Origin of the sequence: Jhaorihella thermophila, assembly GCF_900108275.1 — a bacterium.
GTDB lineage: Bacteria > Pseudomonadota > Alphaproteobacteria > Rhodobacterales > Rhodobacteraceae > Jhaorihella > Jhaorihella thermophila.
The window spans coordinates 1-15,960 of record NZ_FNVD01000031.1; the positions used below are offsets into that span (position 1 = coordinate 1).

Consider the following 15,960-nt stretch of genomic DNA (forward strand, 5'->3'; position numbering starts at 1 on the left):
GCCGAGCGTGCCGCCTTTACGGAGCTGGCCGGAACAAGCCCCGTTGGGTCTCGGGAGAACGTTCGCCCCCAGTCCCTTCCCCTCCGCCACTTGCCTTCGCGGAATTTTTCTCTTCCTCAGCGTGCCCGGAATTTTGCCCTTGTTTTCAAGGGTTACGCCGATGGGCTGTTCACCTTCGCCGGTGGGAAACTGCCAGAATTGGTCTCTCCGGGCCGATATTCTCTGAACCTGTTGACTGAGCGGGCTTGGTGAATTTTTCGCAAGGCTCTGGAAACACGTTATTATTTTGTAACGCAACCTGAACACTTCGATATCAGTGGCGTTCGAGAGAAGGAACCCGCATCGAACATTCAACAGCCGCATCGTCGCCTTGGCTGAATAGGTCAGCTGGAAGAGCTGATATCCTCGTTTCCTCTTGTGGGGACCGAAACCTCGCGATCGCCGAACTCGAGCGTGTCAAGTTGATTCAGCAGTCATAACGAAAGACGGTCGGTGGCTACGGTGACTTGTTCGGGCTTTCGCAAGGCACATTCCCAGATCATCGCCACGGGCCAGCCCGCTGCAAGCAGCGCGAGGATCGGTTGGATAACGAATTCGTCTTCGACCTTGCGCTGCCAGTAATCCGCGTCGGAAAGCACAATGCTGTTGGAAGGGCTGAGCAACAGCGCAATCGCATCAAGGATGGTGGTCTTTCGGGCATCGCCGCGCCAAGCACGATGTTCATTCCGGAGGACGGTTTCCTGTCAAGCGCTTGGAGATTGCGAAACCGGTCAATCTTCAGTTTGAGGATCGTTGGGGTTTGGTTCATGTGCCATCCGTCCCGCCCACCTCCGGCTCGCTTTCAGGCGCGCTCGTGCCGAGCAGCGCGGCACAGAGTTGTTCGAGTTCTTTCTTGTCGTCCGTTTCTGCCAGCGCTTCGCGCATTTTTCGGCGCCGTACCGGCAGTGACCGGCTCGGATCGCCGATATACGCATCTCCGGCGACTGTCGCAGTCGCGAAGGTTGCGAGCCGGCGCGCAAGTTCTGCAATACGCTGGTGATCGTCATTCGCCGAATCGAAGGCCGGCATGAGCCGATAGGGAAGCGTGTGGATGTGTCGCGGCCCGAAATCCCCTTCGGGATTGAACGGCAGGATCGCTTCGGTCAACGCGCTGCTATTGAGCACACCGGTTCTGAACCACGCTTCGTCCTCGTCCGGCACAACCTGCCAGTACAAGGTCTGATCAATGACGAGCTCATCGGCTTCGGTCAGCGGCAGGCATGCAGCACAGATGTGTTTGCCGCCTGCACCCGAGAGAACGAGACAGCCGGCATCGCCGAATTGCTGATTGGTCAGCTTGTTGCGAACATTGATCCTGAATTCGAGCGTGTTGCCGGCGCCTACACTTGCCAGCCGCGTATTGATTGCAGTGAAACGGCGCGCGGAATGGGTGAAGCCCATACGGCGGATTTCAGAGGGCTCGTAAATCTGCCACGCGCCGGTAGCATCGCGGCTTGCCGGAATGGCAACCGGGGCGCGGTCGTCACCGAAGACGAATGGCAGCAGGTTTTCCGATTGGGCCATCAGATGGATGAAGCGCGGCGCAACATACCCAGGGAAGAGCGCGCCGGAGAGTTTCTTCACCTGCTTGACTGTAAAGCCCCATCTCGAATCGGGTGTTGGGGTATCAACGCGATATTCTCTGCCGGAGTCGTTCAGGATTTCCACGCAGACTGCAACACGGGGCATAAGGTCTGCGCCCTGCTGTGATACCTCTTCGTTGCCTGCGGCTGCGGCGGGCATCCCGCCTTTTTCCAGCACCCACGCCGTGCGCGCCGCACCTATCTTGCGGATGGAGAACTCTGCTGTTTTGGTTCCGTCCTGCTGGGCAACAAAGCCACGTTGCGGCGGCTTGTTGGCAGCACCGGGGTTCGCTTCCTTGTGCCCGATCAGCGCGGCACCAGGATACTTGAAAGTGCCTGGCGCAACCTGCCAGACTTCAGAAACGTAAAAAGGAACCGGGCGAGCGCTGGTCAGATAGGCGCGCTGCCGGAACCGCTCATGGTGAGTCCCATTGAAGATCGTGCCTGGCACAAGACAGGCAACGGCCGCTCCCGGCTTGAGATAGCGGTCAACGGCGTGCAACAGATGGGTCGTCCCGAGCTCAAGATGCAGGAAAGACTGCCCTGCCGGTTTCACGCCGTACAGCGTTGCGCGGCGCGAGAGCACCTTACGGTAGGGATTATCGGCAAGTGCACTCATCGCCAGCCAGGGTGGATTGCTGACGAGGCCGTTGAACTGCCCAGCGAGCAAGCCGGGCCGATAGGTGTTGCGTAGAATGAAAGCCCAGATGCCGTTGCGTCCGGCAGCGGCAAGCTCCTTCATGCGGTTTGCGAGCGCAAGTACCGCGGCGATCGCCGCCTGCCGGAGCTCCGAGGGCAGGGTTACGCCGCTCGCCGCTGCTGCCGTATCGAGTGTCGCGGTGGCGTCATCTTCCGTGAGCGCAGGGGCGCCAATATCGTGTGCCTCGTCATAGGCCCAATCTACGATCCGGTCGAATAGCTCGCGATAGTCCGGGTGGACAAGTCCCGCCGGTAGCTTGATCGTCTCGCCATCGAGCGTGATGTCGATCATGTCGCCATCGCCGAGCATCGGGATTGATGCCGAGACCGGCGTCACGGCAAACAACGAGTCGGCATGGTACACGGGTATGGTCACCGGCGCGGCGGCGGCGTTGATTTCTGCCGCTAGGGTGATCACCCAGGTCGTCTTCGACAACGCGACCGCGAGTGGGTCGATGTCGAAGCCGGTGACGACCTCATGCAGGGCGGTGATGTCGGCACAGCCGTAGCGATCACGCGCGGCCTTGATAACTTCGGCCAGAATTGCCCCCGAGCCGCAGCACATATCAACGATCGCGGGTGCTTCACCGTCGGGCAACAGATCTAGGCAACGCTCGGCAAGATGGCGGGAGAGCCAGCCTGGAGTCCATTCCTGTCCTAGCAACTTGCGCTGGCTGCGCCGGGCAAGCTGGGCCATCAGACGACCGAACAAGTCCTCTTCGGCGCGCCGTGAGAAATCATAGGCGTAGAGGTCGCGCTGGATCTCGCGGGCGACGGGTAGAAAGCCGCCAATATGCGTTGGGCTTGAGATCCACCCGAAATAATCCTGCTCTACGAGATTTTCGAGCTGATAGCGATCACGAAAGTAAGCGCCATTCAACATTGCCTGCAGCTCGTCATCCGCACTGACGATCGCGGAACCGGCCAGCGCATTGGCGCTCAGCAGCCGAGCGAGAATGTTCAGATAGATCTCGTCGACATAAGGCCCGGTGCGAAACGCGCCGCCGGCACCTTCAAGATGATCGACGAAGTGCGACCACAGATCGGTGGCGAGCGCGATGGACGGCTCGCTTTCGCGCCCCGTCTCGACCAGCATCGTCAGCGCATCGACATTGCGCCGGTAGGCAGGGCTTTCCAGACCGAGATCGAAAGAGAGATTTTCCGCGATCAGCGGGCGCGACTGTTCGCGCGCCAGATGACGTCGCAGGAAGAGAGTCAGGCGTTCGGCTGCGTGGGCGTCATCGCTGCCTTCAGTGAATGTCTCGACTTCGGTGAGTTGAATGTCTTCGGCGGTGCAACTCGCCGGATCGACGCCGGGACGCAGCGCCACGTCGTAGGCATACCATTCAACGGTGTCGGAGAGGATGCCGCGAACTTGCGAATCCTTCGCGCCGGCGCGAATGAGCCCGGCAGCATGTTCCCTGACCTGACTGTAACCTTCGTCGCGCTTCGATTTGATCCGTAGATCGGCTTCGTATTCAATCGTTGTCGATCCGACGAGGTTATCGATGAAACGGTCCGCCGCCCTGCCGGTCTTGGTGCCGACCTTGGTGTGAGCTTCGGCGCCTTCGCTATAGTGATTGATCCAGCGCTCGTCGTCTTTGCCGGGAAAGATACTGCGCAGGCGCGACTGGAACTCGCCGCGCACTACCGCCTCGACGGCGCCCTTCTCGCGCAGTCCGCGGCAGCGTATCAGTGTTTCACGGGCCTGCTCGATATTTGCGCTCATGCGGCACCTCGTTGGCGCGCAGCGCCCATATCTGAAAGCCGCCCATAAAGGTCTTGCGCCAACCGGTCCAACGCCGCCGCCGACGTCGTGGTGCCGAGCAGTGCGCGGAGAATGATTCGGTCGATCGCCTGCCGCGTGCGCTCTTCGCTCTGTTGCGCTGCGCATACAGTATCGATCTCATCAATTGCAGCCCTGCTAAGGCGTGGAACCGGCATCACGCGCAAATGGACCGCTTCGAGCTTAAGTGCGCCGCCACCAAGCGGCGTCCCGACCGCCTCCATGGCCGCTTTGCACCAGGCGCTATTGAGGAAGGCGGCGAGAGAGCCGGGTGACCAGCCGTCATCATCTGGCCAGAACGTCGAGAAGTTTGCGTCGATCACGATCGGTTCCTCTGAATTGCGGTAGACTTGCGGGCTCCCGTGGATTATCCGCGGCACAAAAGCGTGAGGCAGATGCCGGCGCGTAAAGTCAGGGAGCATATACCAAAATCGTGGTGGTGCCGCCGGGCGCGCTGCCCTGACATTGGTTCTCACGGCAGAGAGTTCGCAAACGGGTTTCGCGGCTTCGCCAGCACCGAGCGGCTGCGCAGCGGCCCGCCGCACGAACTCGGCAAGTGCCGTGGGCATCTGCCGGGGCGGCGCAATGCCAGCAATCTCATAACTCCGCTGCGCAGCGCGGGCAGCTTCGGCGTCCTCGGGCAAGATCCAACCGCGCAGATCGAGAACACGTGTTGCCGGTATATGGCCGTTGCGCCAACCTTCCAGCTCAGCCTGCCGGTGCAGCACTGGACGCACCGCATCTCGCGGAACGGCCAGGACACTGCTGCCATAGGCAGCATCGAGCTCCACCTCGATTGTGGCGGAATCGGATTCGTGCAATGCTCGGCAATAGAAGAAGCGATTGCAGCCGGTGCGAAGGCCCTGTCCGACATGCAGGCCGAGCTCTTCCAGAGAGCAAAGGACCGAACCGTCAAATTCCTCCGGCAGCAAATCCAGCATCGCTTCGGGAACCGGCGGTCCGGATGCCGCGCCGGTAGCACGAAGTGGTAGATCGCGCCCCCCAGGTTCCAGCTCGGCAAACCACGGACGGTTGCCGGCTGTGCCCCGCAGGGCCGCCCATTCGGCCGCGAAGGAAAAGTCCCGAGAGTCGATGCCTAATCGCTGTTCGCGCCCGGAGTAGACCCAGCTAGCAAACGCAGCCTCGGGATCCACATCGGGGAAAGCTGCGCCGACCAGAGACATATCGTCTGCCGCCGCCGGCGCGACTTGAATCCAGCGTGCATCGGTCCAGCGCTCCCGCGCGCTGAGTGGAACTGCAAGGTCGTCGTCGGACAAACGGCGCGCGATCACCAGGTGCGTGCGCACCAAGGCATCGGAAAACCAGCCCGGCTGGGTATCCTCGACGATGATCTCTACGGCAAAGCAGCGAAGAAGTAGGTAGCGGATCACATCACCATAGGCGCGCGAACGCCATGTCGCCGGGACAACCAGCGCAAGGCGCCCGCCCGGACGGACACGCAGCGCGCTCAGGAGCCAAGCCGGAACCGAGAGGTCGGCCAGTCCCGAATAGCCTGCCGCGAGAGCCGTCCAGATAGCGCGCGCCTCGCCATCAAGAAGCTCATCTGCCGCGGCGAGAAGACCCCGCCGGACCTTGTCGGCGCGACCGTTCAACGATTGATACCGGACATAGGGCGGATTGGTGATAACGAGATCATACGGTTCGACGCCGAGACCCTCGTAGGACCGACGATCGAACGCATCGCCGCAGATGATCCTTGGCGCGGCGTCGCCCGGTCCGGCGAGAGTCCTTAGGCGATATTCGCAAAATTCGGCTGTGGCGGGATCGATCTCGATTCCGTCAATGCGGGACAGAGTTGCACCGACGCGCGCCGCCGCTTCATGCACTGCGTCCAACAAATCGCCATGCCCCGCCATAGGGTCGAGAACACGCTCGGTTTTCTCGCCAACTGCGAAATGTGCAAGCGCGCGGCCGAGGCGCATACCAGTGAAGTACTGCCCAAGCGCCTTGCGCTGCGCAGGCGGCAACGCGCTTTCAAATGCGCGGGCCGCATCGTGAGCTACTGTCTTCGGTTCAGAGCCCCGCACAATCGGTCACCTTCACGCCGCTTTGCGCGTTGTACCAGCGATAGAAATCGTCAGCATCGAGCGGGACCTTTTGGTGATTGGTAAGGAAATGACTGATGAGGCGGGAGTAGAGCCGCTGCGCCGTCTGCTCGGAGGGGTCGAGAGAAAGCGATGCCTGCTGAAGCTGCTCGGCGACCGCCCACACCGAATCTTTTGGCCGGTCATCCTGCTTCGCCTCGACTTTCGAGAGAAGCAACACCGGATCGCCGCGCACCGCTCCTGTTGTCGTCACCTGTTTGAAGCTGCCCTGCGTCTTGTCCAGGATACCCGCACATTCGATGCCGAGGCCCGCATTGGTGTAAGCCGATTGCAGGGCGTTCCAGACATCCGCGGATGCGGAGTGGAAGACCAGTGTTGCGCGCCCCTTCGGCTTGAGGATGCGGTTCACTTCGCTAAGCGCAGCGGTCAGAAGGCTCTGGTAGTCCTCAATTGATTTCTCCTGACTGCTGCTGACGATGATCTCGTCCGTCCGGTCCGTATAGCGGGACAGCCACGCTTCATTGAGGAAGTTGATTTCGGCATAAGGAATATTCCCGCCAAACGGCGGATCGGTGAAGACATAGTCGATGCTGCCATCCGGCAGGCTGACATGGCACGATGACCCCTGATGAACTTCGACCATGCCTTTGCGCCCATGAATGACGGCGAATGCATTCGCTATTGTGGTGAGCTTGCGGCGCAACCCTGCGAACAGGTTCTTCTCCACCGGAAGTCCGCTGACATAGAGGACACCCGGCTGCGCGCTGGTAACGACAAGGTCCTTCTGGTCCGTCTTCGCAACCACGCGCGTCATGATCGTCGCATGTGAGGCGTTGTAGCTCAGGAGCCAGAATCTCAAGGCGTCCCGCAGGCTCCCTTGGTACTTGCTGGCGCGCTGCCATAGCCGCGCGAAAACTGTGAGATTTCGGCGTGTGTAGAAATGATGCAGATGGGTGATCCCCTGATGATAGCCGTTGCGATAAAGATCGCCCCAAGGAATCTCGACTGATGGCACCCCGTCCGGAAGCGGTTGTGCAGCAATCTTTTCGAGGAGCTGCATATCGGACTTCAAAGGAGGACGAGACCAGCGCTTCTTGCCCGTGACGCCGTAGACACGGGCAAGCCGCCGTACCCGTTGCGCGGTAAGCGTGCCTGTGATCTCGTCGGCCACCTCTTCGGTCAGGCGACGAACCCCATCAAAGCTCCCTTCATGACCGCAACTCGGACAGGTGAACTTAGAGGCGATGCGCGCCGGTCCGAGCGAAACGCACGAATCCCACAATGCAACCGTGCGGCAGCAAGATGGGCAAGCGATGAGATCGCTCCAGATGACGTGACGGATGGCCCCGCTCTTCCCCTCGGGATCGATCGCTTCGTACATCCAACCATCTTCCACCACCGCCTCGCGCAGCAGAGCTTCGGCTGCCTGGCGAAACGTCTTGGGATCGGGAGGATTGGTCAGGGTTTGCCCGACAAAGGATCCGAGCGCGCCCAGCTCATATAGCACCGCGTTGCGCGCGCCCCACTGCACATCCAAGCCAAGGCGCTCGGCTTCGCTCCGCAACTCAGACGTGGGGTTTTCACACAGCAATGCTGCGAGACCGGTTGTGCCGCTGCCGGCAAATCCGTCAAAAACCGTGTCGCCAGGTTTGGTGTGTGCAGCAATGAAGAGGGCGATGGCTTCAGGAGAGATTTTTGTGGGATACGGAAAGGCCCCGTAAAGGTGACCAGTGCGTTTGGCCGGTAGAGCTCTTTCATAGAGCCTCTTTAGTGTTGGTTCTGTTCTCTCGAATGCCTGTACCACTCAGCCCCCCTTGGCCATCATATTGGGCCTATTGCGCTTTTTCGACCTTCTGAAGCCGCCTCAGTGGCAGGGTCGGTTCGACGTCGTCAGTGTGATTTGCAAGGTATTCTTCGATAGCCCTGCGTATGACCCAAGAAACCGAGACTTCACCCTTTTCTGCGAGGATAGAGAGCGCGTCGTAGTCACTGCCGGTTAGGCTAACCGTAAGGCGTGGGCCAAACTTCCGGGGCTTCGCAGGCATAGTGGCGCGCCTCTACGTTCCTTTATTGTTCTTCATACACGGATTCGCAGGTGGGTGCAACAAAGTGATGCACGATGATACACGTAAGGTGACTAGAAAATCAACGCGACGGGATGCTCCAAGCGGCGCGGCCAGCTGCTTCAGGCGCCACCTTTAGGGGCCAGCAAGAGATCTCGTACTGTGATGCCCATTCTATTGAAAACCCCTTCAGCAGCCGCCCCAGCGTCACCTCCGGCCCCTGCTGCCCATTCAGGATCGCCTCCACGATGTCGGGCGCGAGCAGTGTCAGGCGCAGGACGCGGGTCATGTAGGAGGGGGCGATCCCTTCGCGCTCGGCCAGTTCGTTGATGGTATTGAATTCGCCTGATTCCAGCATGCGCTTCCAGCGGAACGCCCGGGCGAGCGCCTTGACGAGAGTGCTGTCGGTCCGGCGCTGCACCGGCGCACCGTCGGGCAGTTGCACCTCCTTGCGTCCGCCGCGTTTGACCAGACGGAACGGGACGTGCAGCACAATAGTGTCGGGTGTGGCGGCAGGTTTCATGCGCCTTCTCCCAAGCCGCCGGCCATCATCTCATGCGCAAGACCGCGCAACCCATCCACCCGCATCCGGATGTCGAGCCCCTCGGTGCCGATGTCGATCCGCTCGACCAGCAGCGCCACAATGCGCGCCTGCTCGGCAGGGAAGAGTTCGTCCCACAGCGGGTCGAGCTGTTGCAAGGCGGTCCGGGCGTCGGCCTCGGTGATGTTGTCGGCGTGGGCGCGCGCGGCCTTCCATGTCCCCGCCACGATTTCGGGCTGGCGGAAAACGGCCCGCAGCTGGTCGATGACGGCCGCCTCGATCTCGCCCGCTGGCACGCGGCCGATCGGACAGGATCCGGCACCGTGCTTCAGAACTGTCTGGCTGACATAGTACCGGTAGAGGCGCCCGCCCTTGCGGGTATGGGTGGGCGAGAACGCCTCGCCATCCGGCCCGAAGAGCAGCCCCTTCAGGAGCGCCGGCGTCTCGGCGCGGGTGCGGGCGGCGCGCTTCCGAGGGCTCTCCTGCAGGATGGCGTGGACGCGGTCCCACGTCTCGCGGTCGATGATGGCGTCGTGCTCGCCCGGGTAGCTCTGCCCCTTGTGGACCGCCTCGCCGATATAGGCGCGGTTGTTCAGCATCCGGTAGAGGTATTTCTTGTCGATCCGGTTGCCGCGCGGCGTGCGGATACCGCGTTTCGCGACCTCGCGGGCCAGCTCAGTTCCCGAGCCGATGTCGAGGAACCGGGCGAAGATCCAGCGAACGTGCTCAGCCTTTTCGTTGTCGATCACCAGCTTCCGGTTCTCGACGCGGTATCCGTAGGGCGGCACGCCGCCCATCCACATACCCTTCTTCCGACTGGCGGCGACCTTGTCGCGGATGCGTTCGGCCGTCACCTCGCGCTCGAACTGGGCGAAGGACAGCAGGATGTTCAGCGTCAGCCGGCCCATCGACGTGGTGGTATTGAACGACTGGGTGACGGAGACAAAGGTGACGCCGTTTCGGTCAAAGACCTCGACCAGCTTGGCGAAATCCGCCAGCGAGCGGCTGAGGCGGTCGATCTTGTAGACTACCACCACGTCGACGAGCCCGTCCTCGATGTCGGCGATCAGCCGCTGCAGGCCGGGCCGTTCCAGCGTGCCGCCGGAGATGCCGCCATCGTCGTAGCGGTCGCGCACCAGCACCCAGCCCTCGGAGCGCTGGCTGGCGACATAGGCCTCGCAGGCCTCGCGCTGCGCGTCGAGCGAGTTGAACTCCTGCTCCAGCCCTTCTTCCGAGGATTTCCGGGTGTAGACCGCACAGCGGCGCTTGATCTTGATGTCCGTCATCGCCGGCTCCGGTTCCTGAGCCCGAAGAACACCCAGCCATTCCAGCGCGTCCCGGTGATCGCGCGGGCGATGGCCGAGAGCGACTTGTAGGGCCGACCCTGCCACTCAAACCCGTCGGCGGTGACGGTGACGACATGCTCGACACCTTGCCATTCGCGGATCAGCCGCGTGCCCGCGATGGGCATGGCATCGGCCCGCACGCGGCTCTTCTTGCGGTCGCCGCCATCAAACTCCTCACCAAGCCGTTCAAGCCGCCGGATCGTCTCGGGCTTCAACCCGCCATAGGCGAGTTCCTGGATGCGATAGGCCAAGCGGCTTTCGAGGTAACGCCGGTTGAAAGGCGGCGGCTCGCTGTCGAACAGATCGCGCCACTGGGCCTTCAGTTCCGGCGTCTTCATGGTCTTGAGCGCGGCCAGGCGCGCGGGAATGGGATCGTGGGTCGTCATGCGGTCCTCCGTTCGGTTGGACCTGCACTACCGCTCTGGTCGAGTGAGTTGTGTAGCGGAAATTCTCCCTTCTTCGCAGAGAGTTGCCCGTTCTCCCGCATCCGCAGCCTGACCAGGCCGGCCGCCAGCAGACGGCAGAGTTCCGCGCGGCGCTCGGCCGGGGACAGCAGGTCGGGTGGCAGGGGGTTGGGGAGTTTCATGAAGGGCGGGTCCGTGATGTCTCACCCTTCTTCTACTCATGGCCTCCGCGAGACGTCCCACGGGAGCCGAGCGCGCGTGGATCGGCATTTGTGGACTCGACTCCCGGTTGTCTGGGAGTATAGAACATTAAGCGAACATGACCGCCGGTAGCGAGGAGGCAAAATGGGTTCCGATCTCAAGAAATTCGTCAATCCGAAGTTCCTGAAGACCATCGATCTGGGACTCATCGAGGAGCTCTTCGCGCGCCATTTCGAGCCGGAGGACGTGCCCATCCATTTCGATGGCGAAGATTCGGTGGTCCGATCTGCGCTCGCCAAACATTTTGAAGCAGCTGTCACGGCGTGGAACAGAGGCATCGTGGCCGATCTCCACCGGGTGGCTGACCTCGGCAGCAACGAGGGCATGCAGATCATCCTGAACGAGGCGCGGCGCCAGGGCGTTGTGCTCTATCCCGATCCTGAGACGGACGAGAAGGAATCGGCGCCTGCCAGGCACGACCCAAAGCATGTCGCGCTGCACACCTACCTGCATCACAAGAGCGTCTTCGAGGCGGCGGCGGACTTCCATGCACTGCGAGCCCCGACAGCGCTGGCCGAATTTCGCGGGCCGGAGCGCGACGTCAGCGCCGACCTGACCGCGGAGATCACCGAGGCATTCAAGGTCGCCTCGATGAAGCTCTTCGCCCGCGATCTCCAAGGTGAGTATTGCCGCCTCGGTCCCTACGAGGAGGACGGCGAGATCAACCTCGTCGTCAGCCACGGCGCCCCGGTCGCGACGACACCCGTGGTGGACGGCGACAGGGAGAAGATCATCCCGCTGCGCGCCGTGAAATACGCCACGCTGCGCTACTCCCCGGCAGAGGCTCGGTTGTTCATCGGCGGGGTCGCGAAGGCCCAACAGGCGGATCTCGCCGAGATCTTCGCAAGACAGATCCTTGGCCGCCCCGGCTTCTTCTCCGGCAAGGATGCCCGCGATCTTTACACCCTTGATCCGATCAGCGAGGCCGGCCCTGACTTCGCCTTCGATCATCGCTACGACGACCGCATCCTCGATGTGCGAATCGTGGCCGCCGCCGCGGACCAGTTCGAGTGGGACGAGGCCGAAGGGAAATGGCGTTACGTCCGGAGCTGGGTGTCCAAGGACCCAGCCGGGGCGCTGCGGCACTTCGAGGGCAGCGAGGTGCGGTTCGGCAAGGGCTGGCGGCTCGGCGAGATCTCTTTCCGGGTCTTTATGAAGTCGGAGGGGAAGCGCCCGGCGCAGGTGACCGTGAGGCTGAAGCCACCGGGAACGCTCGCGTTTCGCCGCACGCGGTTCGAGAAGGCGATCCACACGCTGATCGCGCGCCACGGGCTGGAGAAGGACCGCGATGCTGGCATGGTTGTGGACGCGGCTGAGTGACGGCGGCCCGCAGGTCGCGATCTCGGGCCGGGCGTTGCGCCGATTTCCCGAGCGCGAGGTCGAGCGCCTGCTGAGGAAGCGCGTGCTGATCGAGCATCCGAAGGCGGACAGCTGGTCGGTCTGCGCGCACTGCGAGTGCGGTCTGGATGTGCGCCCGATCCGGCAGATGGGCGACGAACTGCGCGCGTGCTGCCCGCACGATGCGGTGGAGGATGTGGTGCTTGAGCCAGATGACCTCCGCCGTTTCGGTATTGACGCCGACAACCTGATCTCTGCCATGGCGGCATCCGCGGGATTTCCGGCAGCGGCCACCGTTGTCGCGGACGGGCTTTGGCTCCTGGGGCGATTGCCCACGGGAATCTGCGTGTTTCTCTGCCACGACGCGGATCTGCTGATGGCGCCTGCCACCATGCTCGCGACCAGAATGGCCGCCGGATCGGCGCCCATCACCGTCATCGCCACCGAGGTCGACCCGGCAACCGAACTGCATTTGCGGGCGGCCGGCATCGAAGCGCGCTCGCTGGCCGAATGCGTGCTGTTGGACGATCACGGTATGGAGAATATCGCGTTTGACCGACTTTCGCCGATCGCCGTCACCGCGCCTCGCCTCGTGCTGAGCCGGAGCCGCCAGTCGGTGGTGTTCGACGGACGCCGCCTCGATCTCACGCCGCAGATGTTTGCACTGATCCGGCTTTTCGCGGAACAGGCCGGGCAGCGCGATCCGGTGCTGCGCAAGGAGATGATCGACGCGCGGACCGGGCGTCCGGCGAACGAGATCGTTCGGGATCTGCGCAAGGCTCTGGTCGGATGCGGCCTGTCGCGCTCGGCCGTGGACGACCTGATCGTCACCGTGCGTGGCTACGGCTATCGCCTCGGCATGGCACCCGAAGAGGTGGCCATCGAGGACTGAGCACTCCGCACACAATTCACACACAACAAGCACACGCCAAACACACCGAAAGCGTCGGCCTGTCGGGCAGTCTTGGAACAACAGAAATGATGTTCCGAGGCACCACGACATGCATTCCCCGATTTCCCCCGCCGAGCTATCCACGCTGATCGACGAGGCCGACCTCGCGGCACGGCGGCTGCACCGCAAGCTGACATTGCCCGCCCCCGATCTCGACGACCTCCGCCAGGATCTGCTCGTCGACCTGATCTGCCGGCTTCCAGGCTTCGATGCGAGCCGCGGCAGCATCGGCGCCTTCGCCAACATCGTGCTGCGCAACCAGTGTTCGCGGATCGCCATCCGGCACCACCGCCAGCGTCGGGCGCAGGGTGGATCGCTGCTCTCGCTCGACCTGCCGCTGGCCGGCTCCCGTGAACCCATTGGCGAGATGCTGAGCGAGGACGATGGCCTTGCCGCCTGGCACGGACAGGACCGCGACGCGCAGGCGGACAGTCTGACCCGGGAATCCCTGCGGACCGCGCTGGCGCGGTTGCCGGAGGACGACCGCCGGTTCTGTCGCGCGCTGGCCCATCGTTCCGTGACCTCGCTGGCCGCCGACGGCTTCGGCAGCCGCTCCGCGCTCTACCGACGCCTCGCCGATCTCCGGCTCGTTCTCACCGCCCATGGGCTCGGTCCCTCGTGGGACGATCTCGTCGCGGCGTGAGTAGAGGCGAAAGGAGGAGATCATGTTCATGGGCAACACCCCCTTCATCACAGTCCGCGCCGCGCGCCCGCTCACGGATATCGAGTTCTGCGCCTGGGTGGGCCAGGCCGCGCCCGGCGACCGGCTGGAATACCATCAGGGTTTTCTCGGGATCGACACGATGGCGGGCATGTCGACCTTGCCTGATACGGACCGCCAGCGGCTGGCAGCGCTCGCCTCAGCCGCCTTCCGCGCCTGCGAGGCGGGGCTCGTGCATCTCGTGCAGGAGCGCCTCGGCCCCGACCGCTTCGCCTATCTCGCCATCGCCCGGCCGAAGCCGCGTGCGGCGCCAATGCCGCTCGAGCGCCTGCTCGCCGAGCCGGAGGCCGCCTGATGGCCCGCTTTCTCGACCACTTCGCCAGTCACGGAGACCCGTTTATGCCCTATCCCGCCAATGCGCCCACGCCGGACGATCTTTCCCGCCTCGATGCGGCCGAGATCGCCCGGCTGCCCGTCGATCTGCTCGCCATCCTGCAGCGCGAGGTGGACGAGCGCCTGAAGCAGGCGAAGGCTGCCAAGGCCCGCCTCGATGGGGCGCTGAACATCCGCTACGCCGCCCGCGCCGAGGAAGCCCGTCGCGCGGCTGGCAAGGACACAGGCACCGTCAGGCTGGACGACGGCGACTTCACCGTGGTCGCCGACCTGCCCAAGCGCGTCGACTGGGACCAGGAGCAGCTCGCCGCCATGGTCGAGCGCATCCGCGCCGCGGGCGACGATCCCGAGCAATACGTCGACGTCACGTACCGCGTCCCCGAGCGCAAATACGCCGCATGGCCCGAGGCGATCCGCAAGGGCTTCGAACCCGCCCGCACGGTGCGGCCGGGCACGCTGAAGGTCGCGATCCTGCCGCGGGAGGACGCGCGATGACCGCGATCGCCCCGATTTCCTCCGAGGCACAGGATCTTCCCAGCCTGATCGACCGCGCCGCCAGCACTCTGGCGGGGGCCAAGACCGCGGCCGAGGTGCTCGAGGCGCGCGACATGGCCGGTCTGGCCTATGACGTTGCCAAACGCGCCGCCCGGTTGCAGCGGGCCAAGAGCGCCCATGACGATCTCGTCGCGGCCGCCCATCGCGCGCAGGCCCATGCGCTCGAGATCGAGGCACGTGCCAAGCGTCGGCTTGCCGACGAATACGATGCCGCGCAGGCCCGCGGTGACGTGGCCTCCGGTCGACCCAAAAGGGTTGAGAACGGTAACACTTTTCAGGCGACGGCATCTGATCTCGGCCTGCGCCGCGACCAGATCCACGAGGCCCGCCAGATCCGCGATGCCGAGGCCGCCGAACCCGGCATCGTCCAGCGCGTGCTGAACGAGCGCCTCGAACGCGGCGAGGAACCGACCCGCGCCGCTCTGCGCAAGATGGTGATTGACGCGGCCAGGCGGGGGATGCGCCCGCAGCGCCCCGCCGGCCGCCGCAATCCCGTCCATGTCCCGCCGACGCCCGAGCGCGCCGCCTGGCAGCATGTGACCGGCACGTTTCGGGCCTTCGCCGAATGGGCTTCGGACGAAAACCTCGCACTCGCCCGGCAGGGCATGCGCAAGGCGCGGGACGATCCGTTCCACCATCTCGACGCCCGGGCCATCGCCCGCGGCGCCGAAGTCTTCACGAACATCAAGGAGTGGCTCGATGCTGAATAGCCAATCCGCGGCCTTTGCCGCGTCCGTCTGGGAGTTTGCCTCCCGTGTGGGCAACAACGCGCCCAGGATCGCCGACGAGATCATGGAGGCGGCCTTTCCGCTGACCTGTTCGCAGGCGCGCGAGGAAGGCGCGTTGCGCATGCTGCGCACCGGGATCGTCTCGGAGGTCAAGCGCATCCTGCGCAATCGGGACGACGGGTCGGGTCAGGCGGATTTCTCGGAGATCTGCGCGGCCTTCGCGCCGCTCGTGAAGGACCTGCGCTCGAAATCCTACTTCGTCGAGAGCGCCGAGGAATATGTCGCGATCCCCGATCTGATCGCCGATCCCGCGCTGCTCGACGACGCACGGCGCTTCATGCGGCGCAAGGGGATCGAATGCCTCGCCGACGCGGATCGGCTGGATGCGCTCTACGCCGCCGTGACCAGCGGTGATCCCGCGGCGCCCCGCAAGCCGCAGGAGGTGCCGGCATGACCCTCCCCATCATCACCGCCGATCAGCGGCTGGCCGAGACGCGCGGCGTCAAGGCCGCGATCTTCGGGGCGAGCGGCGCGGGCAAGACCAC

16 protein-coding genes are annotated in these 15,960 nt (G+C 63.6%); 7 read left to right on the forward strand and 9 right to left on the reverse strand.

Annotated elements, in window-relative coordinates; translation table 11 throughout:
- From C4S70_RS19250 to C4S70_RS17330, 9 genes are all read right to left on the reverse strand, one after another.
- A partial coding sequence (locus C4S70_RS19250) for a hypothetical protein (RefSeq protein WP_235003876.1) occupies window positions 1-363 on the reverse strand: 363 nt, incomplete at its 3' end.
- 110 nt (window positions 364-473) lie between these two features.
- Window positions 474-662, reverse strand: a complete 189-nt coding sequence (locus tag C4S70_RS18920) for a hypothetical protein (protein WP_200822802.1) — start codon at window positions 660-662, stop codon at window positions 474-476.
- A gap of 142 nt (window positions 663-804) precedes the next feature.
- Entirely contained in the window at window positions 805-4,050 is a 3,246-nt protein-coding gene (locus C4S70_RS17300) for a class I SAM-dependent methyltransferase (RefSeq protein ID WP_104009350.1), read from the reverse strand.
- Entirely contained in the window at window positions 4,047-6,095 is a 2,049-nt protein-coding gene (locus tag C4S70_RS17305) for an N-6 DNA methylase (protein ID WP_200822803.1), read from the reverse strand. The genes C4S70_RS17300 and C4S70_RS17305 overlap by 4 nt, the downstream gene beginning before the upstream one ends.
- 46 nt (window positions 6,096-6,141) lie before the next feature.
- Window positions 6,142-7,977: a DNA methyltransferase gene (locus C4S70_RS17310; RefSeq protein WP_104009352.1), complete on the reverse strand. Its 1,836-nt coding sequence runs from the start codon at window positions 7,975-7,977 to the stop codon at window positions 6,142-6,144.
- A 28-nt stretch (window positions 7,978-8,005) separates the two neighbouring features.
- A complete protein-coding gene (locus C4S70_RS19510; protein ID WP_104009353.1) occupies window positions 8,006-8,218 on the reverse strand; it encodes a ribbon-helix-helix domain-containing protein in 213 nt (70 codons plus the stop codon).
- A 100-nt stretch (window positions 8,219-8,318) separates the two neighbouring features.
- Window positions 8,319-8,759 carry a hypothetical protein gene (locus C4S70_RS17320; RefSeq protein ID WP_235003877.1) on the reverse strand — a complete coding sequence of 147 codons (441 nt, stop codon included), beginning with the start codon at window positions 8,757-8,759 and terminating at the stop codon, window positions 8,319-8,321.
- Window positions 8,756-10,063, reverse strand: a complete 1,308-nt coding sequence (locus C4S70_RS17325) for a recombinase family protein (RefSeq protein ID WP_104009354.1) — start codon at window positions 10,061-10,063, stop codon at window positions 8,756-8,758. Before C4S70_RS17325 ends, C4S70_RS17320 begins: the two co-directional genes overlap by 4 nt.
- Window positions 10,060-10,509, reverse strand: coding sequence for a DUF2924 domain-containing protein (locus C4S70_RS17330; RefSeq protein WP_104009355.1), 450 nt, complete (start codon window positions 10,507-10,509; stop codon window positions 10,060-10,062). The genes C4S70_RS17325 and C4S70_RS17330 overlap by 4 nt, the downstream gene beginning before the upstream one ends.
- Window positions 10,510-10,872: 363 nt before the next feature.
- On the opposite strand from C4S70_RS17330, the gene C4S70_RS17340 reads away from it, so the two are divergent.
- The 7 genes from C4S70_RS17340 to C4S70_RS17370 all read left to right on the forward strand — a co-directional run bounded on the left by C4S70_RS17340 (window position 10,873) and on the right by C4S70_RS17370 (window position 15,869).
- A complete protein-coding gene (locus C4S70_RS17340) occupies window positions 10,873-12,108 on the forward strand; it encodes a hypothetical protein (RefSeq protein ID WP_104009357.1) in 1,236 nt (411 codons plus the stop codon).
- On the forward strand, window positions 12,077-13,018 hold the full coding sequence (locus C4S70_RS17345) for a winged helix-turn-helix domain-containing protein (RefSeq protein WP_146064253.1): 942 nt from the start codon (window positions 12,077-12,079) through the stop codon (window positions 13,016-13,018). Before C4S70_RS17340 ends, C4S70_RS17345 begins: the two co-directional genes overlap by 32 nt.
- A 109-nt stretch (window positions 13,019-13,127) precedes the next feature.
- On the forward strand, window positions 13,128-13,721 hold the full coding sequence (locus tag C4S70_RS17350; protein ID WP_104009359.1) for a sigma factor: 594 nt from the start codon (window positions 13,128-13,130) through the stop codon (window positions 13,719-13,721).
- Between the two features lie 22 nt (window positions 13,722-13,743).
- On the forward strand, window positions 13,744-14,094 hold the full coding sequence (locus tag C4S70_RS17355) for a hypothetical protein (RefSeq protein ID WP_200822804.1): 351 nt from the start codon (window positions 13,744-13,746) through the stop codon (window positions 14,092-14,094).
- The gene (locus tag C4S70_RS17360) at window positions 14,094-14,627 is read left to right on the forward strand and encodes a hypothetical protein (RefSeq protein ID WP_235003878.1); all 534 of its coding nucleotides are present in this window, start codon (window positions 14,094-14,096) and stop codon (window positions 14,625-14,627) included. Before C4S70_RS17355 ends, C4S70_RS17360 begins: the two co-directional genes overlap by 1 nt.
- Entirely contained in the window at window positions 14,624-15,397 is a 774-nt protein-coding gene (locus tag C4S70_RS18725) for a hypothetical protein (RefSeq protein ID WP_160114906.1), read from the forward strand. Before C4S70_RS17360 ends, C4S70_RS18725 begins: the two co-directional genes overlap by 4 nt.
- Window positions 15,387-15,869, forward strand: coding sequence for a hypothetical protein (locus C4S70_RS17370; RefSeq protein WP_146064254.1), 483 nt, complete (start codon window positions 15,387-15,389; stop codon window positions 15,867-15,869). The genes C4S70_RS18725 and C4S70_RS17370 overlap by 11 nt, the downstream gene beginning before the upstream one ends.
- Window positions 15,870-15,960 lie beyond the last annotated feature (91 nt).

Excerpts from the sequence above, each read along its gene's own strand:
- C4S70_RS17300 (WP_104009350.1), bottom strand. The coding sequence starts at position 4,050 with ATGAGCGCAAATATCGAGCAGGCCCGTGAAACACTGATACGCTGCCGC.
- C4S70_RS19510 (WP_104009353.1), bottom strand. The coding sequence starts at position 8,218 with ATGCCTGCGAAGCCCCGGAAGTTTGGCCCACGCCTTACGGTTAGCCTA.
- C4S70_RS17320 (WP_235003877.1), bottom strand. The coding sequence starts at position 8,759 with ATGAAACCTGCCGCCACACCCGACACTATTGTGCTGCACGTCCCGTTC.
- C4S70_RS17325 (WP_104009354.1), bottom strand. The coding sequence starts at position 10,063 with ATGACGGACATCAAGATCAAGCGCCGCTGTGCGGTCTACACCCGGAAA.
- C4S70_RS17330 (WP_104009355.1), bottom strand. The coding sequence starts at position 10,509 with ATGACGACCCACGATCCCATTCCCGCGCGCCTGGCCGCGCTCAAGACC.
- C4S70_RS17340 (WP_104009357.1), top strand. The coding sequence starts at position 10,873 with ATGGGTTCCGATCTCAAGAAATTCGTCAATCCGAAGTTCCTGAAGACC.
- C4S70_RS17345 (WP_146064253.1), top strand. The coding sequence starts at position 12,077 with ATGCTGGCATGGTTGTGGACGCGGCTGAGTGACGGCGGCCCGCAGGTC.
- C4S70_RS17350 (WP_104009359.1), top strand. The coding sequence starts at position 13,128 with ATGCATTCCCCGATTTCCCCCGCCGAGCTATCCACGCTGATCGACGAG.
- C4S70_RS17355 (WP_200822804.1), top strand. The coding sequence starts at position 13,744 with ATGTTCATGGGCAACACCCCCTTCATCACAGTCCGCGCCGCGCGCCCG.
- C4S70_RS17360 (WP_235003878.1), top strand. The coding sequence starts at position 14,094 with ATGGCCCGCTTTCTCGACCACTTCGCCAGTCACGGAGACCCGTTTATG.
- C4S70_RS18725 (WP_160114906.1), top strand. The coding sequence starts at position 14,624 with ATGACCGCGATCGCCCCGATTTCCTCCGAGGCACAGGATCTTCCCAGC.
- C4S70_RS17370 (WP_146064254.1), top strand. The coding sequence starts at position 15,387 with ATGCTGAATAGCCAATCCGCGGCCTTTGCCGCGTCCGTCTGGGAGTTT.